Source organism: Propioniciclava flava, assembly GCF_004126535.1.
GTDB classification, from domain to species: Bacteria; Actinomycetota; Actinomycetes; order Propionibacteriales; family Propionibacteriaceae; genus Propioniciclava; species Propioniciclava flava.
The window spans coordinates 49,652-73,570 of record NZ_PPCV01000008.1 but is presented as its reverse complement, the minus strand read 5'-3'; the positions used below and the strand labels follow the sequence as shown (position 1 = coordinate 73,570).

Genomic DNA, 23,919 nt, shown 5'->3' with positions numbered 1-23,919 from the left:
GCCATCATGCCTCGGCCGGTCATGCCGCTCCTGGGGCGTCGTTCGTGCCGCTGGCGCGTGGCTGCCTGGTCGGTTGCAGCATCGGGTATGACCAGTCTCGAGCCTGTCCTGTTTCCCGTTCTCATTGACGCTGCCACTGATCCTTTGGTGAAGGCGGTCGCTGCCTATCTGGCCCGGTATCGGGGGCAGACCCTGGTGCACACTGAGTCGGACCTGCGCGCGTTCCTGGTGTGGTGCCGGGAACGGGGTGTCGACCCGTTGAAGGCGCAGCGCGCCCAGATCGAGTTGTATGCCCGGTGGATGCAGGAAGTGCGCCATTTCCAACCGTCCACGGTCAGCCGGCGTGTGTCGGTCGTGGTCGGCTTCTACCGCACGTGCGTCATCGACCAGGTCCTGCCGCAGTCCCCAGCTGACTACGTGCGACGACCGAACGTGCCACCTGAGTCACCCACGCTCGGCCTGTCGCACCTGCAGTTCGAAGCCCTGCTCAGCGCGGCCCGCACGTCGACGAACACCAACGACTTCGCCTTGGTGACCATGCTGGGGCTGCTCGGCTTGCGGATCTTCGAAGCGTGCGGCGCCAACATCACCGACCTCGGCGAGGAACACGGCCACCGCGTCCTGAAGGTCCGGGGCAAGGGCGGCAAGGTCGTCCTCACCCCCCTCCCACCCGCCGTCCAGCGGGCGATCGAACGCGCGGTTGGCGGACGCGCGGACGGCCCCGTCCTGCGCACCATCCGCGGGACCCGCATGGACCGGCATGCCGCGACCCGTCGGCTGAAGCAGCTCGCCGACCAGGCCGGCGTGCGGCTACCCAGGATGCACCCCCACATGCTGCGTCACACGTTCGTGACGACCATGCTGGATGCCGGCGTCGACCTCCGCGACGTGCAGATCGCGGCCCGGCACGCCGACCCGCGAACCACGATGCGCTACGACCGAGCCCGCAAGAACCTCGACCGTCACCCGAACTACATCCTCGCCGCCTACATGGCCTCCGGCACCTGACAGCGCTCGACGGCACCGGATGGGCAGGCCCACCAGATGTGATGGTGCTCAGCGACCCGGGTAGCGCCCGGGCGGGGGCTGCGACCGTGGCGGTGTCCGGCGTTCCTGCGCTGAGCCGTCGATCCGACCCGTGACCCGCTCCCACGATGGACCCGCGGCATCCATGCCGGGAGCCGGCTTGTCGGGGCTGGTGGTACCGACAGCAGCGGGCAGGGACGCCATCCAGCGGAGGGCGACCGCTGCCGCCTGCTGGTGCCGCGCGTCCACCTGACCCAGACGGTCCGCGATCACGATGGCGCTCACCAATCCGGCCGCGTGGAGGGCACGCACGAAGTTGAGGTCCTTCTCCCGGTGGGCGCACAACTTCGCCACGCACAGGTCTTCCGGCTCCAGGCACCAGCCGATGAACTGCGGCCGCCCCGACGGCGCCGCCGTATTCGTGTTCTGGACCCGCACCAACCGGTCCCGCCACCCGGCCGGCAGGACCGCCGTGTCGAGGTCGACGCCATCGATGCTGAACCCGTGCTGCTCCTCAAACGGTGACCACTCCCCAGCGACCCCCTCGATCAGGTCCGCCAACTCGGCGGTCACCGTGTTGTTGTCGGAGATGGGCAGCACGTCGACCTCCACCGACATGGTCGCCTCGACCGGTAGTTCGTCCTCGCCGAAGCTGCCCAAGATCGCCTGGGACCCCACGATGATCACCGCCGGATGCCCGATGATCTGGCACGCCGTCCGGATCGCATGCTCCAACTGGTCGCGTCTCATCGGCCGACCACCGCCAGCACCTTCGCCCGCTCCGACTGCGGCAACAATCCACCCAACGGCGACACCTCCCGCATCTGCACCGAGTCGGTGTCTAGGCCGGTCATCACACGGCGCAGCCCGGGAACGTCGCGCTGCTCCACCAACACCTCCCACCGGCCCAGGTTTGACACATGAGGTTCACCCTGAACGCGGTGCCGCAACCGCTCCACGTTCCGCCGGATCGTCGGCACCCAGTCGTCCAACACGCCGGTGTCCAGATGAGTGGCCAACTGGCGGTGCAGGCGCCAACTCCGCAGGTGCGACTGGTCCAACTCCACCCGGACCGGGCGACGCACCACCTCAAGCCGATACCCCAAGCACGACAGCAGCCGATCCAGCATCTCGTCGCTCATCTCGATCCGGCCCGACAAGAACTGACTGATACTCGGCTGCCGCACCCCACTCATCCGCGACAACTCCGACTGAGACACCTTGCTCTCAGTCATCACCTCGCGCAGGACCTCCCGACCACCCATGCCCGGACTATAGCATCCAGAGCTATGGGAAAGAGTGGTCCGCAAACGCCCTACTCTGCCGCTGGTGGTCGTTGAGGGCGTGGGCGAGGCTTGTATCGTGTAGCGCTACGCGATACGATGGTCTTTGTGATCGTCAGCTTCCGGCACAAGGGTCTGGAGCGGCTGTATCGCGACGGTTCGAAGAAGGGTGTTCAAGCGACTCACATCCCCAAGTTGCTTCGCATCTTGTCGCTGCTGGACGTGGCACAGACCCCCGACGACCTCGCGATCCCGTCGTTTCGGACCCACCCCCTCAAAGGGGACCTGGCCGGGCACTGGTCGATCTGGGTGAACGGCAACTGGCGAGTGACGTTCCGCTTCGTTGAGAGCGACGTCGAACTCGTCGACTATCAGGACTACCACTGACCAGGAGGTGGACAACATGGTGATGAGGACCCCGGTCCATCCCGGCGAGATCCTTCGCGAGGACGTGCTGGCCGACCTCGGGCTGAGTGTCGGGGAGGCCGCGTCCAGGCTCGGGATCTCCCGGGTGACGTTGAGCCGAGTCCTGCACGGCCATGCCCGCGTGAGCCCCAACCTTGCTGTTCGACTGGAGGGAGCAGGCGTTGGTACCGCCCGCGTTTGGCTGGCCCTGCAGTCGGCTTATGACCTCGCGGCCGAGCGTGCCGCCGGAATACCCACCGTCCGCAGGCTCGACCCCGTCGCCTGACAACATCCGCAAATGCCGCTGCGCGACGCTCGTGGCGCGTCCGCCCGCATACTCCCGTCAGTCGCGTAGTCGGCCGCCTACTGCCGGCTACCAGATCAACGGCCTAGTTCGCCGACTCGGCGAACGAGTGTCTGACCCAGCCTGTAGAACTTGCGCAAATCCCCGTTGAGGCCGTCGGGCGCTGGACCTGCCTCGGGGACGGGCCAAAGCCCGGCACCATGAGTATTTACGTCGAAGACATCTACGTAAGGCGCATGCTGCGGGTCGTCGCTTCGGTACTCGACCCGGACTTGCCCGCGCTCGTCCATGCCCATCTCGTGGGGTCCGTCGGTGTGGTGGCCCGGCTCAGGAGGACCGATCCGCCACAGGGTGCGGATTGAGCATCCGGGTGGAAGCGTGCGTGGCGTTTCCAGCAGTTCCCGTAGCGACTGCGTCACCGTGTCTTCGCGGTCTGACCACTTCGACGGAGTCAACGTCAACTCACGGGCGGACGACTTGCCGGCGTTGGTGATTCGGAGATCCCACGATGTCACACCGGCCAACCCTGGGATAACCTCGGCGAACACGAACGGCCTCGTCTGCTCGACGCTATCGCGCCGTAGCTGTTCGTTGGCCGCCTCCGCGGCCTCCGCCGCCCTCTGCGCTGCGAGACTGGCTTTGCGCGACTCCTCCAACGTGCTGTGTGCCGTTCGCCAAGCGAACACCGCGAAGACCAATAGGCCAAGCGTCAGTGGGGCCGAGAACAGCGCGGACCAAGCGACGAGTTGGTCGGCCCATGTTGGAGTTCCCATGCCCAGCATGATGGCAGGGACCACTGACACATATTGATTATCCGCAGGGCCTGCGCGCGGCCGGCGCACTGGTCTGGCCCTCTATCGGCACGCTTCGCGCACTCACTCTCATGCCGCATACGGTGGTGCCCATGCCCGAGTTCGCGGAGTTCACTGACGACAGCGGAGACCTCGATCCGCTGCCCGTGCTGGTCAGCACCTTGGCCAACGAGGACGTCCGCGCATGCGCGACATTGGCGGCAGCCCGCGAGGATGAGCCAATGGATCGCTGGATCGGTGCCTTCCAACGAGCGCTCGAGGATGATCGCCAGCTCGTCCTTGTGGCTCGTTCTGGCTCGGACCTCGTGGGCTATGGGAAGGCGAGTTGGCTGCAGCTGCCAGCCGACTGCAATGCCCCCTCGGGCTGGTACCTCACCGGTGTTGTGGTGGACCCAGCCGTACGTCGTCGAGGCGTGGGACGGCTGCTGACTCGCGCTCGACTCATCTAGCTACGAAGGCGAGGCGTTCGACAGGTCTGGTACTTCGCCAACGCCCTCAACCAAGCCTCCCTGGCGCTCCACGCACACCTTGGCTTTGGCGAAATCACCCGCGACTTCGCAATTCCGGGCGTCACCTTCTCGGGCGGGCAAGGTGCGCTGGCCTGCTGGGACGCCGCTTCCAATTGAACGCGCACTTCTGACGCGATCAGCGGGGATCGGTGTCCAGGATTGCGTATACATAGGAGTCGAGCCACCGTCCTGAACGATGCAGGGAATCGGTGCGGAAGTGGGCCTCGCGGCGCATGCCGATCTTCTCCATGATGCGCGCTGAGGCGGCGTTGTCGGCGAAGCAGTAGGCCGTCACCCGACGAGCTCCCGAGGCGAACGAGATGTCCAGCAGGGCCCTGGCGAACTCGGTGCCGATCCCTTGGCCCTGATGGCCCGGTGCCACGACCCACCCGATCTCAACCTGTGCGCCGTCGACCTGGTCGGCAACCTCGGACTGCGCCCATGCCTGTTCCGGTGCGATCTTGCCCGTCGCCACGATCGTGCCGGCCATCTCGGCGACGTAGTTGCTGTCGAGCCCGGCGACCCACCGTTCCTTGTTCTGCTCTGGCGAGGTGGGGATGGCGGTCAGCCACCGATTGAGCTCATCGTCTTCGCGCCAGGGCCAGATCTCCTCGGCATCACTGGCTCGGCCCTTGCGGATGACCAAACGCTGTGTGGCCCATGGGCCGGTGCCTTGCTCGCTCATGGTGAACCCCTCCTGGGTGGTTCTCGGGTCCAGAGACCCATCCTTGCCCGCTGCTCGCTTCGACCGCCAGCCGATAACCGCTCATGCCGCTGGTCTCGCGCAAGGTGGGTCCATTCCTGGCCGTCACCCCGGGGCCAAGTGGGGTTGACATAGCCAGGCCGCGTGCGTACGGAGTTCAGCCCACACCCTCGTTACGTTCAACCTCAAAGACTTCCCGGCGGCGGCCCTGAGCCCCTACGACATCGAGGCCAAACACCCTGATGCCTTCGTGCTCGACCAATTGGACCTTCACCCGCTGTGGTCGCGGGCCGCCGTTGAGGCGATGCTGCGCAAGAACCGACTCCCACCACACGATGTCGGCGCCCTTGCGGAGCGGCTTCGTGCAGCGGGCCTGCCGGGATCGGCTCAGGTCATCGAGACCTGGATCTAGCGAATCCCCTCCGCTGAACCGCTGGTGGCCTCGTACAGGTCGTGTTCCAGCGCAATGTCGACCATCTCCGCCAATGCCTGGCGACGAATGGCGGCTCGCCGACGCTGATAGTCGAGTAGATCACCCAGGCGGACCTTGCGATGGCGGCCCACCTTGGTGCAGGGGATCTCGCCTTGATCGATGAACTTGATCAGCGTGGGCCGTGAGATGCCAAGGAACTCGGCGGCCTCTTGGGTGGTGAGTTGCTTCTCGATGGGGGCGACGGTGACGGCTCGCCCTTCGGCGATGTTGGTCGCCGCGAACACGAGTACACGGTAAAGCTCGTCGGGCAGATCAATGGAGTGTTCGCCGTCGCGGGAGACGAGGCGAGCCTTCGATTCCGGCACGTCGAGACCTCGGCTCCGCAGGGCCTCGACGAAGTTGATGACATCGGCCGCAGGCTGGTCTTCGGGGCTGAAGGTTGCGGCGTCCTGCACGGCGGTGTTCATACCCCGAGTGTTCCGTATAAACGAAATATTCGCAAGGTAGTTCCGTCGTGGTGGCTAGCTGTTGACGGCAACCCGATGCCCTACATCGATGCGAAGCGGTTCAAGGAGCCCCGAAGGCGGCGCGCCGAGGAGGTGTGTCGGCGCGTCGCCTTCGAAACTCTCAAGAGAGCATCACGCCTTGCGGGTGAGCGTGATGGTGTCGCTGGTGGTGCCCTTGACGGTCCCGTCGATCGGGTTGTCGACCTTGCTGGTCACCTGTCCGGTCGCTGTGTTGATCGTGACGATGCGCACCGGGTTGGCCGCATCGCCCAGATCGTTGCCGAGGTAGGAGACGACGGTGTTGCCGTTGACGGTGTCCTTGCGGCTGGTGAAGGAGCCGGTGTGGCCCGAAGCCACGATCTTCACGTTCGGGTACGCCGAAACGACCTGGTCGTAGAGGTACTTCGGGCTCGTCGCCCCGTAGCCGCCGTTGTAGGTCGCGATCGTGCCGTTGCCCTCCAGATAGTGGTGGGTCTGGATGATGACGTTGTGGTTCGGGTGCGAGGCCACGACCTGCTTGGCCCAATCAACGACGCCTTGACGCGGCCACAGTTCCAGCGTGAGAACCAGCCAGTCGGTGTCGTTGGCGGAGAAGGTCGTCCAGACGTTGTCGGGCTTGCCGCTCTCATAGGTGCCACCCACGTTCTTCAGTGACGAGACCGGGTAGGCCTTGCGGAACTCTTCGGTGTCCTGGACGAGCGTCCAGGAGTGGCATTGGTTGGCCCCGAGCCGGGTCGCGCACTCGGGGTTGTTGGCGTAGGCGGAACCCCCGTAGCCCGACGAGCCCTGTACGCCATCCCAGCCGACGGCCCGGGTGTCGTGGTTACCGATCGCACCTGTGAAGGGAATGCCAGCGTTCGTGAGGACGCTCGTCGCGGCCTTGGCGCGGGCGTACTGCTCGGGGACGAGCCAGCCCCAGTTGGACAGGTCGCCGGTCTGGAGGACGTAGCGCAGGTCCAAGGCGTCCTTGTTCTTGGCCAGCCACTGCGTCCGGTTGGTGAATCGCCGGTCGGAGTCGGTGAGGACCTCGGTTTGCGTGTCGCCGATGATCGCGATGCTGAAGGTGGTGGGGTCGTCGGTGCCGGGCTGGCCGTCAGGTGACGTGCCGGGAGCCGTGGGGGTGGACGTCGGCTCGGCTGCGGTCGGCGTCGGCGTCGGCGTCGGCGTCGGCGTTGGTGTGGGGGTGTTGGGGGTGGGTGTGGGGGTGGCGCTGGGTTGAGCGCCGGGAACCTTGAGGTAGAAGGCGACACCTCGATTCGTCCACCCGGTGGAGGTGAGGGTGGCGAGTTCGCTGTCGGACCAGGCGTTACGGGTGGCCTTGCCGCGGGTCACGCGGTAGATGGGGGTGGTGCAGGCGGTCGGGGTGGTGGCGGCCGCGAAACCGATGACGTCTTGCCGGGCATAGCCCGCTGACTGAGCTGCGCTGATGTCGGCGGGGTTGGCGAGCCAGACGAAGTCCGTGGTGGACGCGTTGTACATCCGGGTGACGGGGTTATAGCCGCTGCCGGACGCCCACGCCCCGTAACCCACGAGGCCGCGGTTCTCAGTGAACCCGTAGTTCTTCGCGCCGGCGACCTCGTTCGGCCACGGGCTGAGCAACTGTGCTCCCGAGGTCGGATTGAGGGCTTGATAGACGGGCATGCTGAGCTCGCTGCAGGTGGCCGCGTCGGCGTTCCCCGACGTCAGGCCGGTGAGCCCTGCGGTCGCGACCAATAGTGCTACGGCGGTCGCCGCGCCTCGTCTTTCCACTGTTTTCATTGATGATCCTCCACCACCGAACCGGGTCCATCGCCCGGAGTTGCTGGGAGATTATCAACGCATTCTCAGAAAACATGGTTATCCTGAGAACCCTGAATCAATGGTTGAGAGATCTCAGGTTTGTGATCGCATTCAACTATGCCGTGGCGAGATCGAGTAGCCCATCGAGATCGGTGTGAGTGGCCAGCGTGTCCGCCAGTTCGTCGAGCATCTGTTCGCGGCGCTGCGCGAATCGGGGTGCGCCCGGTGTGGGACGCCAATCCGACCCGACGGCCTCGGCTACCTCGGTGAGCCAGGCCCGACGGAAGCCGTCGTTCTCGAAGGCGCCATGCCAGATAGTGCCGAACGTGTTGCCGACGCGGACCCCGTCCAGGAACGGCTCCGCCTCGCCCTCGACCGCGACGACCCCATGGTGAATCTCGTAACCCTGGACGGTCTCGCCGCGCCATGCCCCCACCGGGCGGCCCAGTGTCTTCTCGGCGTGGAAGTCGACGCGGGTGGGGAGCAGGGCAAGCCCTGTCACGGACCCGGTGGTGGACTCGATCGGGTCCTCGATGAGGCGGGCCAGCATTTGATAGCCGCCGCAGATCCCCAGGGTGGGGGCCCCTGTGCGGGCGCGTTCGGCGAGTGGCTCGGCCAGGCCGCGGGCCCGTAGCCATTCCAGGTCCGCCAAGGTCGAGCGACTGCCGGGCAACACGACCACGTCGGCGCGGGCCAGGTCGTCGGGACGGTCGGCGACGAACACGTCGACGCCCGGCTCGGCGGCCAGCGCGTCCAGATCGGTCGCGTTCGAGATGCGCGGGAACCGGATCGCAGCCACCCGGAGCACGCCGCCCGCCCCCGGCGTCCGGGGCCAGCGTGCGAACGCGAGCGCGTCCTCAGAATCGAGCCAGACCTGATCCAACCAGGGAACGACGCCGAAGTTGCGCAGCCCCGTCCGGGCGCTCAGTTCGTCCAGGCCAGGGGCGAGTACGGACTGATCCCCGCGGAACTTGTTGATCAGATAGCCGGCTAGTTGTGCTCGGTCGGCGTCGTCCAGGATCGCCCAGTGCCCGAAGATCGACGCCAGGACGCCGCCGCGATCAATGTCGCCCACCAGCACCATAGGCATATCGAAACGCCTCGCCAAACCGAGGTTCACGTAATCCCCGGCACGCAGATTGATCTCGGCGGGGGAGCCCGCCCCCTCCGCGACGATCACGTCGAACTCCGACGCCAGTTCCTCGTACGCTGCGAACGCCGCCTGGGCCAGCGCGGCGCGCCCGGTGGCGTACTCACCCGCCTCCAGGGTGCCGCGCTGGCGTCCGTCGACCACGATGAAGGAGCGCCGGTCAGTCGCGGGTTTCAGCAACACCGGGTTGAGGCGCGCCGACGGCTCGACGCCCGCCGCGATCGCCTGCAGGTACTGGGCACGCCCGATCTCAGAACCGTCGGGGCACACCATCGAGTTGTTCGACATGTTCTGCGCCTTGAACGGGGCCACCTTCACGCCTTGCCGGGCCCACGCCCGGCATAGCCCCGCCACGATCAGCGACTTACCCGCATCCGACGACGTGCCTGCCACAAGGAGTCCTGCCACGGGTCGATCTTCCCACGGGCCGTGCTGCGATGGAGTGCCCGAGGGCGGCCTGCATTCAGAGTCCGCGTCACCCGCGGATTCAAAGTCCGCTGCTCGGCCTAGGCGCTTCGCCCCGGGACGGTGCTGCCCGCGGACGTCGCCGACTACGACACCGAGATCGTCCTCGGCTTCGGCGACGATCCCGAGCGGCTCCACAGCGACGACATCATCCACCTGGGCGAGTTCGTCCTTGAGGCCTACCCCGGCGTGGTCATCTTCGATCAGTACAACGTCGACCTGTGGTGAGCGAGCGGGTTGCCCGCGGGGGCCGCAGTGAGCACACTGGTACGTACCAGTAAGGACCGCTGTGGAGGGGGTGTCGTGGTCGCAACGCTGACCGGGGCCACCCCGAAGCATCAGCAGCTCCGGGCGCTCATCCTGGGTATGGCGACGCCCGGCCAGGCGATCCCCTCCGAACGTCAACTGTCAGCCGACTACGGGGTTTCGCGGGCCACCGTGCGCGCCGCCGTGGGCGGTCTGGTCGCGGACGGGATGCTGGAACGCGTCCAAGGGCTCGGCACGTTTGCCGTGCGCCCTCGACTCGAATCCCACCTGCACCTGGCGTCCTTCACCGACGACATGCGGCGCCGCGGGGCAACCCCGAGCACCCGCGTCCTCACGCTGGCAGCCCACGTTCCCCCGCCGGAAGTCGCCTCCGCGCTCGTCCTGGGGGCGCGCGAACGCGCCTGGCAGGTCGAACGCCTGCGCCTAGCCGACGACGAACCCATGGCGCTGGAGACTGGCTGGTACCCCGAGGCGCTCTTCCCCGACCTCGACGCCCACGACCTCACCGATTCCTTGTACCGGCTGCTGGCCGACCAGTACGGCCGCGTCATCGACGCCGCCGCGCAGACCCTGTGGGCCCAAACCCCCACGCCGCGACTCGTCGAACTGCTGGCCCTCCCCGACACGACGCCGACGCTGGTGTTCCAGCGCCGCTCCACCGCCCAGGGCGTGCCCGTGGAGCACGTCACCTCCTACTACCGCGGCGACCGCTACCGGATCCACATGGATCTCGACGGCCGCCGCTTCCACTCGTGAATCAGGCCGATCAGCACGCGGGTGTCAGCACCCGCCGAAAGGACAACCCATGGAAATCGTGATCTGCTCCACCGCCGACGAGGCTGGCGAGGTTGCTGCCGCCCGTGTCGCCCAGGTGGCGAGCCAGAAGGAAGGCCCGGCCGTCCTTGGTGTCGCCACCGGCTCCTCGCCGCTGGCGCTCTACCGGCACCTGGCCGCCCGCGTGCAGCGCGGCGACCTCGACCTGAGTGGCGCCTCCGCCTTCGCGCTGGACGAATACGTCGGCCTTCCGGCGTCCGACCCGCAAAGCTACGCGTCCATCATCAACGAGACCGTCACCGTGCCCCTGGGCCTCGACCCGGCCCGCGTCCACGTCCCCCAGGGCAGCGCTCAGGATCTGCGTCAGGCCTGTGAGGACTACGAAGCGGCCATCAAGGCGGCGGGCGGCGTCGACGTGCAAATCCTCGGGATCGGATCGAACGGCCACATCGGCTTCAACGAGCCCACCAGCTCACTGGCCTCCCGCACCCGGATCAAGACCCTCAACGAGCAGACCCGCCGCGACAACGCCCGGTTCTTCCCGACGCTGGACGATGTGCCGCGCCACTGCCTCACCCAAGGCCTCGGCACCATCATGGACGCCCGCGCCGTCGTGCTGGTCGCCCAGGGCGAAGGCAAGGCGGACGCCGTCGCGGGCCTCATTGAAGGCCCGGTCAGCGCGATGTGCCCCGGATCGGTGCTGCAACTCCACCGCACCGTGACCGTCGTGATCGACGAGGCCGCCGCCTCCACGCTGACCCTGCGTGACTACTACGCGCACACCTACGCTCACAAGCCCGCCTGGCAGCGATTCGCCGACTGAGGGCCCGCCGACGCGCCGCGCGGTCGTGAGGCCGAGCGGCGCGCTGACGATGAGGCGGTCGCGCTGAGGATCAGACTCGTGAGGGGGCGGGAGGCAGCCGCCGCCGCACAGCGTCCACGCACCAGAACCCGACGACGATGATCGACCCCACAAGGGGAGCAAAAAGGGCCACCAAAGTGAGGCTGATCGCTTTCGCCGTCGAAACGCGGCCAGCCATCACCACGGCCGCAATGATTCCCAGCGCCCACAAACCGAGCATGGTGAGCAGAAGAGGGTTTTCGGCGGTGTTGAAGCTCATGGGACGTCCCTTCGGGTGTGTGCCTGTGATTCTCCCGACGATGGGCCTTCCTCATGGCATCGCCGCATTCCTTCGTCGATAGATCGCCGCATTTCACGGGTGAAGGAGGGGGCAGCCTCACACCCGCCAGGTAAACAGGACTTCCGGGCGTCCGGAACCACCGAGGCGCTGCGAGCGCAGCGCGCGGCCCTGTTCGGTCAGGTACTGCAGATAGCGGCGGGCGGTGACGCGCGACAACCCGACCGCGACGCCCACCTCGGACGCCGAACGTCCCGTCGCGCCGGCGTCGCGGAGCAGCGCGATGACCTCTTCCAAGACGCCCCGATCCAGCCCTTTAGGGGCGTTGCCCGGATCGGTGGGACGCCGCAGTTCACCAAACATGGCGTCGACGGCGGCCTGGCTGGCGGAGGGTGCGCCCGCGAGCCCGTCCCGGTAGCGGCGATAGGCCTCCAGGCGGTCGCGCAGGTCCGCGAAGGTGAAGGGCTTGAGCAGGTACCCCACGACGCCCAGCGTCACCGCAGTCCGCACCGGCTCGACCTCGCGGGCGGCAGTGATGGTCATGATGTCGACGGGACGCCCGGCCGCCCGGACGCCCTGCAGCACCTCCAGGCCGCTGCCGTCGGGCAGGTTCAGATCGAGCAGCACCAGATCGACTGGCTGGTGGGCCAGCGCCCGCACCGCCTCCTGGACCGTTTCGGCCACGCCGACGACGACGAAGCCTTCGACGCGTTCCACGTAGTCGCGGTGGGCGTCGGCCACCAGAGCCTCGTCTTCGACGATGAGGACACGCACCTCAGTCACGAGCGTCTCCCTCCCTCAAGCCCGCACCCTGGGGGGTGGTGGGCAGCGTCACCACAAACGTCGCGCCCGGCGGCTCGGACACGGCGATCTGACCACCCAGCGCGGTGACAGTTTGGCGGACCAGCGTCAATCCGATACCCCGACCACCCGGCTCGGTTCCCGGTTTGGTGGTGAACCCCCGGGAAAAGATCGCTTCCGCGTCCGCCACGGGGACGCCGGGGCCATTGTCGCTGACCGTCACGAGTAACTCCTCCTCGGACGCGAGCGCGTCCACCACGATCGCTGCTCCGCTGCGTCCGCTCAACGCTTCTACCGCGTTGTCGATCAGGTTTCCCAGAATCGTCACCAGGGCCGACTCCACGCCGGGAATGACGGGCAGGTGGGCGTCGGGGTCGAGGGTGAGCCGGACGCCCCGCTCCGCCGCCTCGGCTGTCTTCCCCAACAGCAGCGCGGCGATGACGGGCGGGTCGATCGCCGCAAGGACCGCCGCATCCGCCAGCCGTTCCCCCGTCAACTGCCCTGTGGCGAACGAGAGAGCTTCCTCGGGTTTGCCGAGTTCGATGAGCGTGACCACGGTGTGCATCCGGTTGGCGGCTTCATGGCTGCGGGCGTGCAGGGCGTCCGCGAGCCCCTGGGTTGCGCTGAGGCGTCCTGTGAGCGACTCGAGTTCGGTCCGGTCGCGCAGCGTCGTCAACGTCGCGGTGCGGCGTCCCTGCCGCACGACAGCATCACTGGACACGAGCAGCAGCCTCGCCCCGGTCGCATACGGCACGTCCACTTCTTGGCGTGCGGACGTCAGCAGGTCGGCGAGGTCGCGCGACAGCCCCAGGTCGCTCACGTGGACGCCGACGGCGTCCGAGGGGAGATTCAGCAGCCGAATCGCCTCGTCGTTGACGACCTGGATGCGCCCTTCGTTGTCGGTGATGACCAGCCCCTCCCGGATCGCGTGCAGCAACGCGTCGTGGTGGTCGTGCAACCGAGCCACCTCACTCGCATTCAGGCCTAGCGTCTCCCGGCGCACTTGCCGGGCCGTGAGCCAGGCGCCCGTCCCGGCGACGAGCGCGGCCATCAGCCCCGGCAGGACGATCTGCGGCCACAAGTCCGCCAACGCCTGCGAGACCTTGGCGCGCGCGATTCCCACCGAAACCAGCCCGATGACGCGGCCATCCTCCAGGACGGGGACGACCGCGCGCGTCGAGGGCCCCAGCGAGCCGGTGTAGTCCTCCACCACCACCCCGCCCGTGCGGGCTGCGTCCGTCGTCCCGAGGAAGCGTCCGCCCACCAGGTCGGGGTTGGGATGGGTGAAGCGGACGCCTGCCGGTGTCATCACGACCACGAAATCGGTTTCGGTCGCGGCCCGCGTCCGCTCAGCGAAATCCGTGAGCGCCGGGGTCGGCGCGCCCGCCGTGAGCGCGTTGCGAACCTCATCGGATGCTGCCACTGTGCGCGCCACATGGGTCACCTGATCCGCAGCGGCGGCTTCGACCTGGGAGGACGCCTGCCAGGTCGCCAACGCGACCGATACCCCCACCACGAGCACGGCGACGACGCCCAGCACGGTCATCACGTGCGAGGCGACACTGCGGGGGGCCGTGAACACTATGAACATAAGGATGCCCGGTCCCGGCGCCGAGGGGGAGGCTGAGCCCCGGGCCACACCGGCGTGGCTCACACCTCAACGGAGTGGAACCATGATTGCTCTGCATACCGGCATCGCGATCGTCGCGATCATCCTGCTCATCATCAAAGCCAAGGTCGATCCGATTATCGCCCTGGTGATCGGCTGTCTCTACCTGGGCCTGGCTTCGGGGATCGGCTTTGCCGAGACCGTCGACGCGATCACGGCGGGCTTCGGCGACATCATGACGAAGATCGGGCTACTGATCGGTTTTGGCGTGTTGATGGGGGCGCTCCTCCATGCGGTCGGCGCGTTCAAGGTCATGGTCGAGGCGCTGGTCAAGGTCGTCCCGCCCAACCGGCTGCCGTACGCGCTCACCGTCGCGCTGAGCACCATCGCCCCCTCCATCTACGTGGACGTGCAGGTCGTCCTCGCCGCCCCCGTGGCCCGTTCGTCGGCGAAGTTCCTCGGCAAGAACGGGCTCGCCTGGCTGGCCGGAGCTTTGGGGACCGGCATCTTCTGCGGCTACGTGTTCGTCGTGCCAGGGCTGTCCGCCATATCGATCGCGGGACTGCTGCACGTCCAACTGGGGACCTACCTGATCTACGGCATCGTGATCGGCCCCGTGACCGCAGTGGTCACGACGTGGCTGTTCCGACGCATGCTGAACCACGGCTGGTGGAAGCCCGCCAAGGACGAAGAGGTCTCCAATGCCGAAGAGATCGAGGAAGCCGGTGACGAGGTCAGCCCGCAGCGCCGCCCCTCCCTGGCGCTGTGCCTGGCCCCCATCGTGGTGCCGCTGCTCATGATCGCCACCGGGGCACTGTGCGAGCTGGCCGGGATCGACAACCCGGTGATCGCGTTCCTCGGCGACGCCAACATCGCGCTGTTCCTCGGCCTCGTCGGTGCTTACGTCATGGCCCGTCGCTTCGTCGGGACCGACCGCACAGCGACCGCCTTCAGCGAAGGCCTGCAAACCACCGGTGAGATCCTGCTCGTCACCGGCGTGGGCGGCTCGCTGGGCGCCGTCATCAAGGCGACGGGGCTGGCCAAACTGCTGGGTGGCCTGTTCAGCGTCGGGGCGGGCACCCCGATCATCGCGTCCATCCTGCTGGCCTGGTTCATCGCGGCCCTGCTGCACCTGGCGATCGGTTCGGTGTCGGTGGCGGCGATCACCGCCGCGGGCATCATCGCTCCGATCCTCGACCAGATCGTCGTCTCCCCGGTGGTGCTCGGGCTCGCCATCGCGTCCGGTTCGCTGTTCGCCCTCCAGGTCAACAGCAACTTCTTCTGGATGTTCAAATCGCTGCTCGGCCTGTCCACCCAAGGCTCGCTCAAGACGATGACCACTGTGACGTCCATGGCCTCGCTCATCTCGCTGCCGCTGGTGATGGTCGCCTCGCTGATCGCCCCCTGAAGCCGGTCAGTCGATCGGCGTGGTGGAGTGGCTGAAGTCGTAACCTTGGTCGTAGGGGTGGCTACTCGTCGAGACGTTCGAGCTGGATCCGGGGTAGTAGTCCTCGGGCTTGTCGAAGGTGGGGAGATAACACTTCGGGGCCGGGTCGACGGTCTGCCTGGTCCCGTTGACGTCCGTGACTTCCAGGCTGGATGAGCTGAGGTTGCGCTCATCAGAAGTCGTCGTCCAGTTCGCCTTGGCGAGCACAAGCCCCCCGAACGTCACTCCGACCTCCTTGGTGGTCTCGCTCTTGTCGACCTCGTATTCCAGGCTCCGGGTTGCCCCCTGCTTGGCGGCCTCCTGCAGGCTCTCGAGTTGCTCCTCGGATTCCTGGACGCTGAAGCGGACGTGATTGCCGTCGAGGGCTCCTCGGCTGCCACCTGGGAACGACTCATCCGCGATCGTCTGGTATTGCTCCCGGAGCTCAGGGTGCAAGGTGAAATCGATTCGGTTCTCAAGGACGGTCGCAGTCCCGTCCGAATCGGTCTGAGTCAGCGACACGGATGCGCCAAGCAACCCGTAGTTCGCCCCCAGGGAGATACCTTTCTTCACGCTGGTCAGTGCCTCTTTGTCGAGCCGATACGACAAGGCCGTCAGCGTCCCGTCCTTGTCCCACGTGGCGGTGATGGTCGTCCCGCCCTTCCACTCCTTGGCGAAGTTCCCCTGCAGTTTGCCGACGCCCTCCAGTGCAGTCGGGCTCGCCAGCCCGAAGCTCACCAGTGCGGCGATACCGTTCATCGACGAGGTGGACCAGCTCGCCGAATGGCTGCCGTCGGGACGGGTCACCTGGGAGACCGCGCTCTTGCTGGAGTGTGAGTAGGAGAGGCTGGCTTCGAGGCTAGGGGTCGCACCGCTCTTCTCGCCTTCACCCTTGCCTTTGCCGCTCTTCGCGCCCACCGACAGATCGACGGTGACCTCGGTCGTGTCGGCCCACCCTTGCGAGGCGCGTTTGTGATCGGGCTCGCGCTGCTGGAGGTCGCGCAGCGTCCGTGCCGATTCCGGGTAGTTGATGTGGCCGTTGTCACACATGCCATAGCGCATGCAGGTGGGACCGCTGTCACGCTTGGAGGTACAGGTTTTCTTGCTGTAGCAGCCGTACTTCCGGTCTAGGTCGGCGACCGTTTTGTCAGCGGCGTCGTACTCCTTGTACCAGTCAAGCCAGGCCTGGGCATCGGTTTCGTTGGCGAACTCGTACACGTCGGTCTGGTCTACGCCGCTCATTCCCCACAGGCCCGCAGACGCCGTAGCGTTGCCTGCCGAGAGGTTGAACTCGATCCCCGCGCCCTTTCCCTTGCCATGAGCCAGCGTCACCTTGTAGCGGCCGTCGCCGAGCTTCTCTACCACCATGCCGTCGCTCTTGCTCCACTTCCAGAACAGGATCTGCGTTGTCTTGGTTGCCGTATTCCCTTGCGACCAAACGGCGCAGTCGGCTTCCAGCTTGTTGTAGGTATTCAGAATGCACTTGGCCAGGTCAACGCCGGCGGTGACGGTGGGCGCGGCCCCCGAGAGGTGACCTGCGCCGCTGTCGGCGTCCACGTAGGAACTCCACTGCGCGGAGCATTCCTGGGGCACCACGTAGATGGCGCACCCGATCTGGACGCGTGCGCCATCCGCCTGGCCCGGCTGCATACCGGCTGGCATCGTGTTGCTGCACTCAGGGTTGTCGGATTCCTTCGGTGTCGCCTCGCCGCGCCCCGAGGTGACGCATGAGCGGAAGGGGGCGATGTCCACTCCCGCGTTGGGCGTGAGCCCCTCACTCCAGCCCGACGGTGGCGCGCCGCAATCGGTCGGGATGTAGTACCAGACGCAGTCGAAGCGAACCATCCGCGGATTCGCGTCCGTCGTCACATGGTTGACGCTTTTGCTCTGGCCGACGATGCGGTCGGGGAGGGCGTTGTAGGGGCCGTACACGGGGTCGTCGCACGATGTGGGTGGATGGCCTCCGTTGGGATCGGGAGGCGTGGACGGAGTTCCCCCGGGTGGGGTGGTCGGATTCCCCGGGGTGGTGGGCTGCCCGGGATTGCCGGTGCGCGCAGCATCGACGCAGCCGTCCATCATCCACTTCAGGTTCACGATGGAGTCGACCGCGCAGCGCACCGTGGCGGTCACGCGGGCCATCGGAACGGTGGTGACGACGGACGAGCAGACGAGTGCGGCGATCAGGGCAATGGCGATGTAGCCCAAACCCGCATTGCCACGTTCTCGCTGCCGACGCCCAGCCGGTGATTCCACACGCCTACTCATGGGACGACCCTCCCGCACCCCCGCCTGCCCGCCCCAGGGCCTCCAGGCCCACGCGGGGACCATGCCCGACCCACTCCCGGCCAGGGCGTGGGCCTTGCGCAGGCCCACAAGGGGCGCGGCTCTCCCTCTGGGATGACTCGTGCGCGATGCATCGATTCGTGTCGCGTCTCGACTACGGTGGGGTTTGTGACACGCCCTCAAGGAATCGTTCATCCGCTGACCGGCGCGGCGCTCTTCCTCGTTGTGACCCTCCGTGAAGGTGGCGAGGATGCCGTGCGTGACGCGCTCCAAGATCTCCAAGCGGTCCGCCGATCCGTCGGCTTCCGGACGCCGGAGAATCGCCTCGATGTCGTCGTCGGCATCGGTTCAGACGCCTGGGATCGGCTTTACAGCGGTCCACGCCCCGCCAAACTGACCCCCTTCGACCCTCCTGTCGGGGAGCGGCATGCGGCACCCGCGACGCCCGGTGACCTGCTGTTCCACGTGCGCAGCGAGGCCATGGGGGTGTGCTTCGAGTTGGGCGCCCAGATCCTGGCCCGCCTCGGCGATGCCGTGGAGGTGGTCGACGAGACGCACGGCTTCCGGTTCTACGAGCAGCGCGATCTCCTCGGTTTCGTGGACGGCACCGAGAATCCCGAAGATGAGGACGCGGTGCGGGCCGCCATCATCGACGACACCGACCCGCAGGTGGCGGGCGGCAGTTACGTGATGGTGCAGAAGTACCTCCACGACATGGCGGCCTGGAACGCGCTGAGCACCGGCCAGCAGGAGCGGGTCATCGGGCGTACCAAGCTCGACGACATCGAGATGCCCGACGACGTGAAGCCCGCGAACTCCCACGTGGCCCTCAACTCGCTCGACGACGCCCCCGACGGCACGCCCCGGGAGATCCTCCGAGCGAACATGCCGTTTGGGGAACTCGGTTCGGGCGAGTTCGGCACCTACTACATCGCCTATGCGGCCGACCCGGACATCACGCTGGAGATGCTGCGCAACATGTTCATCGGGAACCCGCCGGGCACCTACGACCGGATCCTCGACTTCTCGACCGCCGTGACCGGCACCACCTTCTTCTGCCCCTCGATCGACTTTTTGGAGTCGCCGCCGCCCGCGCCGCACCTGGCCGGGGACGCGGATGCTCCCGCTCTCACCTCATCCGCACCGGTCGATGCCAGCGGTTCGCTGGGCATCGGCGATCTTGGAAGGAACCACTGATGAATAACCTGCACCGTTCGCTCGCCCCGATCTCGGACGCCGCCTGGCGCGACATCGAGGAGGAAGCCAAGCGCACCTTCCAGCGCAACATTGCCGCGCGCCGCGTCGTCGACGTGTCCGGTCCCCACGGCAGTGACTTCTCCGCCGTGGCCCTGGGGCGCCTGGAAGACGTGGCAGCGCCGACGGACGGCGTCGAGTCGCGGCTGTACCGGGTCGCTCCGGTCGTCCAGTTGCGCGTCCCGTTCACCCTGTCGCGCGTCGAGATCGACAGCGTCGAGCGAGGCAGCCAGGACGCCGATTGGGAACCGCTGAAGGAGGCCGCGCAGCGCATCGCCTACGCCGAAGACCGCGCCATCCTCGATGGCTACTCCGCTGCGGGGATCCGCGGGATCCGGCCCTCCTCCTCCAACACCGTGGTGCCGGTTCCCCAGGATGCCGTTGATGTGCCTGAGGCCATCTCCTCGGCCCTGTCGCAACTGCGCCTTGCCGGGGTCGAGGGGCCCTACTCGGTCCTGCTGGGTGCGGAGTTGTACACGCTCGTCAGCGAAACGTCCGATCATGGTGTGCCGATCCTGGACCACCTCAATCGCCTCGTCGACGGGGAGATCATCTGGGCGCCCGCGATCCGGGGCGCCGTCGTGGTGACGACCCGTGGTGGCGACTTCGACCTGCAACTGGGCCAAGACCTCTCGATCGGCTACCTCTCCCATGACGCGGAGTCGGTGCAGTTGTACTTCCAGGAGTCCTTCGCGTTCCGCAGTAACACCGATGAGGCGTCGGTGTCGCTGACCCGCTAGAGCACGATCCAGACGCCACGGCGTCGCAGAGGGCGGGGTCTGGGCGAGGAGCCCGGGCCCCGTCGTCGCACTCCTGAGGAAATGACCGAGAATCTGACTCCACGGGTCTAATGTGGGGGAGTTGGACCCATTCCCCTCGCGTCGAGGCGCCCCCTACCCCGGGGTGGGAACGGTCGGAACTCTAGGAGATTGCAGCATGTCAGTGCCCAGTCAGGACACCCCTTCGTCAGCCCACTCAGCCAAGGATCGAGGGTTCTTCGGCCATCCCGCCGGGCTCGGCTGGCTATTCCAGGTGGAAATGTGGGAGCGGTTCTCCTACTACGGCATGCGGGCCATTCTCCTGTATTTCCTCGTCGATACCTTCTCGCGTGGTGGGCTCGGGTTGCCCGAGTCGACCGGGCAGGCCGTCGTGGCCACCTACGGTGCGGCGGTCTACCTGCTGGCCATCCCGGGCGGGTTCATTGCCGACCGGGTCACCGGGCCGTGGCGGGCGACGCTGTGGGGCGGCGTCATCATCATGAGCGGGCACATCTGCTTGTCGCTGCCGACCGTCCCGACGGCGTGGCTGGGGATTTGCCTGGTCGCCCTCGGTACCGGCTTCATCAAGCCCAACCTGTCCACGATGGTGGGTGAGCTGTACGACGAGGAGGATCCCCGACGCGATGCCGGGTTCCAGATCTTCTACATGTCGATCAACCTGGGTAGTTTCTTCTCCCCGCTGGTGGTGGCGTTCCTGCGCTCGCAGTGGGGTTATCACGCGGGCTTCGCCGCTGCCGCGGTCGGCATGGCCGCAGCGTTGACGGCCTTCCTCATCGGCCGCAAGGCACTGCACGGGATCGGTTCGCAGGTTCCCGCTCCGCTCTCGGCGCAGGGGCGGCGTCGCCTGGGGTGGGTCAGCCTGGGCATCCTGGCCGGCGCCGGGTTGCTGTTCGGCCTGTTCCTCATGCTGGAGGGGGACTTCCCCGCAGCCATCGTGGACACCGTCGCCACCATCTCGATTCTGGCGTCGGTGGGCTACTTCACGGCCATGCTCCGCAGCCCCCGCGTGACCGCCAACGAGCGCAGCCACGTCAAGGCGTACATTCCGCTGTGGTTCGGCGCCATGTTGTTCTTCATGATCTTCGAACAGGCCGCCGGGAAGATGGCGACCTTCGCCGCCAGCAACACGCAACTCGACCTGGGGTCCGTCAGCATCGATCCCTCGCTGTACCAGTCGATCAACCCGCTGGGCATCGTGCTCTTGGCGCCGCTCATCGGTGCGTTCTTCACCGCTCGAGCGGGCCGCTTCCCCAACACTGCGGCCAAGTTCGCTTTCGCCGTGCTGCTCATCGGCATCTCGGCGCTCGCCATGGGCGGCGCGTTCGCCACCTGGCCGGGCGGCACGTCCTTGGCCCCGTTCTACGTGTTGGCGCTCGTCTTCGTGCTGCAGACCATCGCTGAACTCTTCCTGTCCCCGGTCGGTCTCTCGGCGACCACGATGCTGGCGCCGAAGGCCTTCGCCAGTCAGGCGATGGCGTTGTGGTTCCTGGCTACTGCGGCCGGTCAGGGCGTCGCAGCGCTCACCATCAAGGCGACCGCGAACCTCAGCGATGCGACCTTCTACTACGTGCTGGGCGGGGTCACGCTGGTGTGCGCGGCGGGCCTGTTCGCTCTGGTGCCGTGGACGCAGCGCAAGATGGCCGACATTGAGGAGATGAAGCGTCGGGCAGCAGACGGCGCCCGTACCGTAGCCTGACGGTGATGTCTTTGGTCTTCTTGATGGCCGTCGTCATGGCGGTGACGCTGGCGGCGGTGATCGCGATCGTTGTGTCGCGGCGCGGGCTCCCGCGCGTCAACCGTCTCCATCCTCAGCAGATTGCTGCGGCGGGTCCGCAGAGCTTCGACGCCCAGTTCTGGCGTCCGGGGACGCGGGCCGTCCAGGCGGGCTTCGGGCGGCTCACGGTGGTCGGTGACCTTCTCACATTCCGGCCAGACGATGCGGGAGGCGCCCCCTTCACCGTCCACGCCAGTGAGGTGCACGCTCGGCCGCTGGAGGGTGGTGCGGGCGGGGCGCTGTGGCTGTGGACGCCGGAGACCGGCGACCTGCACGGCGTCCTCAGCTACGACTACATCGACCGCTTGGGCAGGGCCACGGGGGCGGACCCTCGCGAGCGGCTCGCGACCGCCGAGTTTCTCGAGGTCGTGCGGGCTCTGGGCGGACGCATCTAGGCGAACCTGAGCCACTTCGGCGGGGCAGGGTCGTGCTGAGCACCCCTCAGCGACTACCGTTCTCACGTGACTGACCAGCCTGCGCCCGATGCCGCCTTGCCGAACGAGCCCTCTGCCGACCTGCCCGAGATCGATCATCCCGGCATCGCGGGTGAGGCGGATGCTGCGACGCCACCCGCTCCCGAACCGGAGCCGCAGCACACTCCCGAGCCGGAGCCGGAGCCGGAGCCCGATCACGACGCGGAGGCCCCTGAGGTACCCGACGACGGGTTCGCTGCTCTCGGCCTAGAGCCGAAGATCCTCAAGGCGCTGAAGGAGTTGGGCTACGAGAAGCCCTCCCCGATCCAGGCCGAAACGATCCCCGCACTGCTGGCTGGCCGTGACGTCGTCGGCCTCGCCCAGACCGGTACCGGCAAGACCGCCGCCTTCGCGCTGCCGATCCTGCAGCGGCTCGAACGCAAGCACAAGCACCCGCAGGCGCTCGTGCTGGCTCCCACCCGCGAACTCGCGCTTCAGGTCAGTGAGGCGTTCGAAACGTACGCCGCGCACCTGAAGGTGCGTCTGCTGCCCGTGTACGGCGGCCAGGGCTACGGCGTCCAATTGGCTGCGCTGGCCCGCGGCGTCGACGTGGTGGTGGGCACCCCTGGACGCGTCATCGACCACCTGGAGCGCGGCACCCTCGACTTGTCGGAGTTGCGGTTCCTCGTGCTCGATGAGGCCGACGAGATGCTCAACATGGGCTTCGCTGAGGACGTCGAGAAGATCCTGGCCGACACCCCCTCGGACAAGCAGGTGGCGTTGTTCTCCGCCACCATGCCCCGTCAGATCCGGTCGCTGGCCAGCACCTACCTGGTCGACCCGCTCGAAGTGATGGTCAAGGGCAAGACGGCGACCGCCACCAACGTCTCCCACCGCTACGCGGTCGTCTCCTACCCGCGCAAGATGGACGCCCTCACGCGCATCCTTGAGGTCGAGGACTTCGACGGGATGATCGTGTTCGTCCGCACCAAGAACGAGACGGAAACGCTCGCCGAGAAGCTGCGGGCACGCGGCTGGTCCGCGGCCGCCATCAACGGCGACCTGCCCCAGGCCGCTCGCGAGCGCACCATCGGGCAGCTCAAGAGCGGCAAGCTCGACATCCTCGTCGCGACCGATGTGGCCGCCCGCGGCCTCGACGTCGACCGCATCAGCCATGTGGTGAACTTCGACATCCCCACCGACACCGAAAGCTATGTGCACCGCGTCGGGCGCACCGGCCGTGCGGGACGCAGCGGCGACGCCATCTCGTTCGTCACCCCCCGCGAGCGCCACCAGTTGCGCGCCATCGAGCGCGTCACCGGCCAGACGCTCACCGCCATGCCGCTGCCCAGCGTGGAAGACATCAACGCCACCCGCCTGTCCCGCTTCGACGAGGCGATCACGGCGGCGCTGGGCAACGACACGCGGATCGACTTCTTCCGCGACGTGGTGAACCACTACGTCAACGAGTTCGACGTTCCCGAGGTGGACGTGGCCGCGGCGCTGGCCGCCGTCATGCAGGGCGAGGAGCCCCTGCTGCTGGACGCGAAGGCCGACTTCGCTCCCGAGCAGTTCCGCGGCGGGCGCAAGGAGCGTGAGGAACGCGACGACCGCCCCGCACGCGGTGGTGACCGTCCGCGCCGCTCCGGCGGCGACAGCAACCTGGCGACCTACCGGATCTCGGTCGGGCGTCGTCAGCACGTCACGCCGCGGCAGATCGTGGGTGCGCTCGCGAACGAAGGCGGGCTGGGGCGGGAAGATTTCGGGCGGATCGACATTCGCGCGGATCATTCGCTGGTCGACCTTCCGGCGCATTTGTCTGATGAAGTGCAGCGCAAGCTGGCGCGCACCCGGATCTCAGGTCAGCTCATCGAGTTGCGTCCGGATCGGGGTGGACCTCGCCATGACAAGGGCGGCAAGGGCAAGGGGCGCGGCGACTGGTCTGATCGTGGTGGCCGAGGCGACCGCGAACGTGGTGGCCGCGAGCGCCGCGAGAAGCGCTACTGAGCGCGCACGGTTTATAGT

Annotated in this window: 25 protein-coding genes; 14 read left to right on the top strand and 11 right to left on the bottom strand. The window is 67.1% G+C overall.

From position 1 onward, the window contains the following. The first annotated feature begins 87 nt into the window (after nucleotides 1-87). Nucleotides 88-1,008 carry a tyrosine-type recombinase/integrase gene (locus tag C1706_RS11590; RefSeq protein ID WP_129459403.1) on the top strand — a complete coding sequence of 307 codons (921 nt, stop codon included), beginning with the start codon at nucleotides 88-90 and terminating at the stop codon, nucleotides 1,006-1,008. Between the two features lie 48 nt (nucleotides 1,009-1,056). On the opposite strand, the gene C1706_RS11585 is transcribed toward C1706_RS11590, so the two are convergent. Continuing rightward, nucleotides 1,057-1,776: a DUF6036 family nucleotidyltransferase gene (locus tag C1706_RS11585; protein WP_206661109.1), complete on the bottom strand. Its 720-nt coding sequence runs from the start codon at nucleotides 1,774-1,776 to the stop codon at nucleotides 1,057-1,059. Beyond that, nucleotides 1,773-2,291, bottom strand: coding sequence for a helix-turn-helix domain-containing protein (locus C1706_RS11580; RefSeq protein WP_206661108.1), 519 nt, complete (start codon nucleotides 2,289-2,291; stop codon nucleotides 1,773-1,775). The genes C1706_RS11585 and C1706_RS11580 overlap by 4 nt, the downstream gene beginning before the upstream one ends. 126 nt (nucleotides 2,292-2,417) lie before the next feature. Between C1706_RS11580 and C1706_RS11575 the strand changes: the two genes are divergently transcribed. Further along, nucleotides 2,418-2,696, top strand: coding sequence for a type II toxin-antitoxin system RelE/ParE family toxin (locus C1706_RS11575; protein ID WP_129459402.1), 279 nt, complete (start codon nucleotides 2,418-2,420; stop codon nucleotides 2,694-2,696). Between the two features lie 16 nt (nucleotides 2,697-2,712). Continuing rightward, nucleotides 2,713-3,000: a HigA family addiction module antitoxin gene (locus C1706_RS11570; protein WP_206661107.1), complete on the top strand. Its 288-nt coding sequence runs from the start codon at nucleotides 2,713-2,715 to the stop codon at nucleotides 2,998-3,000. Between the two features lie 95 nt (nucleotides 3,001-3,095). On the opposite strand, the gene C1706_RS11565 is transcribed toward C1706_RS11570, so the two are convergent. Beyond that, a complete protein-coding gene (locus C1706_RS11565; RefSeq protein WP_129459401.1) occupies nucleotides 3,096-3,791 on the bottom strand; it encodes a DUF8453 domain-containing protein in 696 nt (231 codons plus the stop codon). Between the two features lie 131 nt (nucleotides 3,792-3,922). Here C1706_RS11565 and C1706_RS11560 point away from each other — a divergent pair, with 131 nt between their 5' ends. Continuing rightward, nucleotides 3,923-4,279: a GNAT family N-acetyltransferase gene (locus C1706_RS11560; RefSeq protein WP_206661106.1), complete on the top strand. Its 357-nt coding sequence runs from the start codon at nucleotides 3,923-3,925 to the stop codon at nucleotides 4,277-4,279. Nucleotides 4,280-4,475: 196 nt separating this feature from the next. On the opposite strand, the gene C1706_RS11555 is transcribed toward C1706_RS11560, so the two are convergent. Then, nucleotides 4,476-5,024 (bottom strand): GNAT family N-acetyltransferase, encoded by a 549-nt coding sequence (locus C1706_RS11555; protein WP_129459400.1) that lies wholly within the window; start codon nucleotides 5,022-5,024, stop codon nucleotides 4,476-4,478. A 268-nt stretch (nucleotides 5,025-5,292) separates the two neighbouring features. On the opposite strand from C1706_RS11555, the gene C1706_RS14045 reads away from it, so the two are divergent. Continuing rightward, a complete protein-coding gene (locus C1706_RS14045; RefSeq protein WP_164987539.1) occupies nucleotides 5,293-5,454 on the top strand; it encodes a VapC50 family PIN domain-containing toxin in 162 nt (53 codons plus the stop codon). Here the strand turns inward: C1706_RS14045 and C1706_RS11550 are convergent. The 3 genes from C1706_RS11550 to C1706_RS11540 all read right to left on the bottom strand — a co-directional run bounded on the left by C1706_RS11550 (nucleotide 5,451) and on the right by C1706_RS11540 (nucleotide 9,318). After that, nucleotides 5,451-5,942, bottom strand: coding sequence for a helix-turn-helix domain-containing protein (locus tag C1706_RS11550; RefSeq protein WP_129459399.1), 492 nt, complete (start codon nucleotides 5,940-5,942; stop codon nucleotides 5,451-5,453). The two genes, C1706_RS14045 and C1706_RS11550, sit on opposite strands and share 4 nt — an antisense overlap. Before the next feature lie 171 nt (nucleotides 5,943-6,113). Continuing rightward, nucleotides 6,114-7,739 carry a metallophosphoesterase gene (locus C1706_RS14805; RefSeq protein WP_129459398.1) on the bottom strand — a complete coding sequence of 542 codons (1,626 nt, stop codon included), beginning with the start codon at nucleotides 7,737-7,739 and terminating at the stop codon, nucleotides 6,114-6,116. A 136-nt stretch (nucleotides 7,740-7,875) separates the two neighbouring features. Further along, the gene (locus C1706_RS11540; protein WP_129459397.1) at nucleotides 7,876-9,318 is read right to left on the bottom strand and encodes a cobyric acid synthase; all 1,443 of its coding nucleotides are present in this window, start codon (nucleotides 9,316-9,318) and stop codon (nucleotides 7,876-7,878) included. 120 nt (nucleotides 9,319-9,438) lie between these two features. On the opposite strand from C1706_RS11540, the gene C1706_RS14650 reads away from it, so the two are divergent. The 3 genes from C1706_RS14650 (at nucleotide 9,439) to nagB (ending at nucleotide 11,239) form a co-directional block, all read left to right on the top strand. Then, nucleotides 9,439-9,603: a hypothetical protein gene (locus C1706_RS14650; protein ID WP_164987538.1), complete on the top strand. Its 165-nt coding sequence runs from the start codon at nucleotides 9,439-9,441 to the stop codon at nucleotides 9,601-9,603. A gap of 75 nt (nucleotides 9,604-9,678) precedes the next feature. Then, on the top strand, nucleotides 9,679-10,398 hold the full coding sequence (locus tag C1706_RS11535; RefSeq protein WP_206661104.1) for a GntR family transcriptional regulator: 720 nt from the start codon (nucleotides 9,679-9,681) through the stop codon (nucleotides 10,396-10,398). 49 nt (nucleotides 10,399-10,447) lie between these two features. Next, on the top strand, nucleotides 10,448-11,239 hold the full coding sequence (nagB, locus tag C1706_RS11530; RefSeq protein ID WP_129459396.1) for a glucosamine-6-phosphate deaminase: 792 nt from the start codon (nucleotides 10,448-10,450) through the stop codon (nucleotides 11,237-11,239). A gap of 70 nt (nucleotides 11,240-11,309) precedes the next feature. On the opposite strand, the gene C1706_RS11525 is transcribed toward nagB, so the two are convergent. The 3 genes from C1706_RS11525 to C1706_RS11515 all read right to left on the bottom strand — a co-directional run bounded on the left by C1706_RS11525 (nucleotide 11,310) and on the right by C1706_RS11515 (nucleotide 13,902). After that, nucleotides 11,310-11,537: a hypothetical protein gene (locus C1706_RS11525; RefSeq protein WP_129459395.1), complete on the bottom strand. Its 228-nt coding sequence runs from the start codon at nucleotides 11,535-11,537 to the stop codon at nucleotides 11,310-11,312. A 117-nt stretch (nucleotides 11,538-11,654) separates the two neighbouring features. Then, on the bottom strand, nucleotides 11,655-12,338 hold the full coding sequence (locus tag C1706_RS11520) for a response regulator (protein WP_129459394.1): 684 nt from the start codon (nucleotides 12,336-12,338) through the stop codon (nucleotides 11,655-11,657). Next, nucleotides 12,331-13,902 carry an ATP-binding protein gene (locus C1706_RS11515; RefSeq protein ID WP_164987537.1) on the bottom strand — a complete coding sequence of 524 codons (1,572 nt, stop codon included), beginning with the start codon at nucleotides 13,900-13,902 and terminating at the stop codon, nucleotides 12,331-12,333. The genes C1706_RS11520 and C1706_RS11515 overlap by 8 nt, the downstream gene beginning before the upstream one ends. A gap of 127 nt (nucleotides 13,903-14,029) precedes the next feature. Here C1706_RS11515 and C1706_RS11510 point away from each other — a divergent pair, with 127 nt between their 5' ends. After that, the gene (locus tag C1706_RS11510; RefSeq protein ID WP_129459392.1) at nucleotides 14,030-15,373 is read left to right on the top strand and encodes a GntP family permease; all 1,344 of its coding nucleotides are present in this window, start codon (nucleotides 14,030-14,032) and stop codon (nucleotides 15,371-15,373) included. A gap of 6 nt (nucleotides 15,374-15,379) precedes the next feature. Here C1706_RS11510 and C1706_RS11505 read toward each other — a convergent pair whose 3' ends face one another. Next, a complete protein-coding gene (locus C1706_RS11505; RefSeq protein ID WP_129459391.1) occupies nucleotides 15,380-17,656 on the bottom strand; it encodes a hypothetical protein in 2,277 nt (758 codons plus the stop codon). 186 nt (nucleotides 17,657-17,842) lie between these two features. Here C1706_RS11505 and C1706_RS11500 point away from each other — a divergent pair, with 186 nt between their 5' ends. The 5 genes from C1706_RS11500 to C1706_RS11480 all read left to right on the top strand — a co-directional run bounded on the left by C1706_RS11500 (nucleotide 17,843) and on the right by C1706_RS11480 (nucleotide 23,901). After that, complete coding sequence (locus tag C1706_RS11500) at nucleotides 17,843-18,871, top strand: Dyp-type peroxidase (RefSeq protein WP_241653554.1); 1,029 nt, start codon at nucleotides 17,843-17,845, stop codon at nucleotides 18,869-18,871. Further along, nucleotides 18,871-19,668, top strand: coding sequence for a family 1 encapsulin nanocompartment shell protein (locus C1706_RS11495; RefSeq protein WP_129459389.1), 798 nt, complete (start codon nucleotides 18,871-18,873; stop codon nucleotides 19,666-19,668). The genes C1706_RS11500 and C1706_RS11495 overlap by 1 nt, the downstream gene beginning before the upstream one ends. A gap of 196 nt (nucleotides 19,669-19,864) precedes the next feature. Continuing rightward, the gene (locus tag C1706_RS11490; RefSeq protein WP_129459388.1) at nucleotides 19,865-21,403 is read left to right on the top strand and encodes a peptide MFS transporter; all 1,539 of its coding nucleotides are present in this window, start codon (nucleotides 19,865-19,867) and stop codon (nucleotides 21,401-21,403) included. Between the two features lie 5 nt (nucleotides 21,404-21,408). Next, nucleotides 21,409-21,876 carry a hypothetical protein gene (locus C1706_RS11485; RefSeq protein ID WP_129459387.1) on the top strand — a complete coding sequence of 156 codons (468 nt, stop codon included), beginning with the start codon at nucleotides 21,409-21,411 and terminating at the stop codon, nucleotides 21,874-21,876. Nucleotides 21,877-21,942: 66 nt separating this feature from the next. After that, nucleotides 21,943-23,901 carry a DEAD/DEAH box helicase gene (locus C1706_RS11480; protein WP_241653553.1) on the top strand — a complete coding sequence of 653 codons (1,959 nt, stop codon included), beginning with the start codon at nucleotides 21,943-21,945 and terminating at the stop codon, nucleotides 23,899-23,901. Nucleotides 23,902-23,919: the final 18 nt, after the last annotated feature.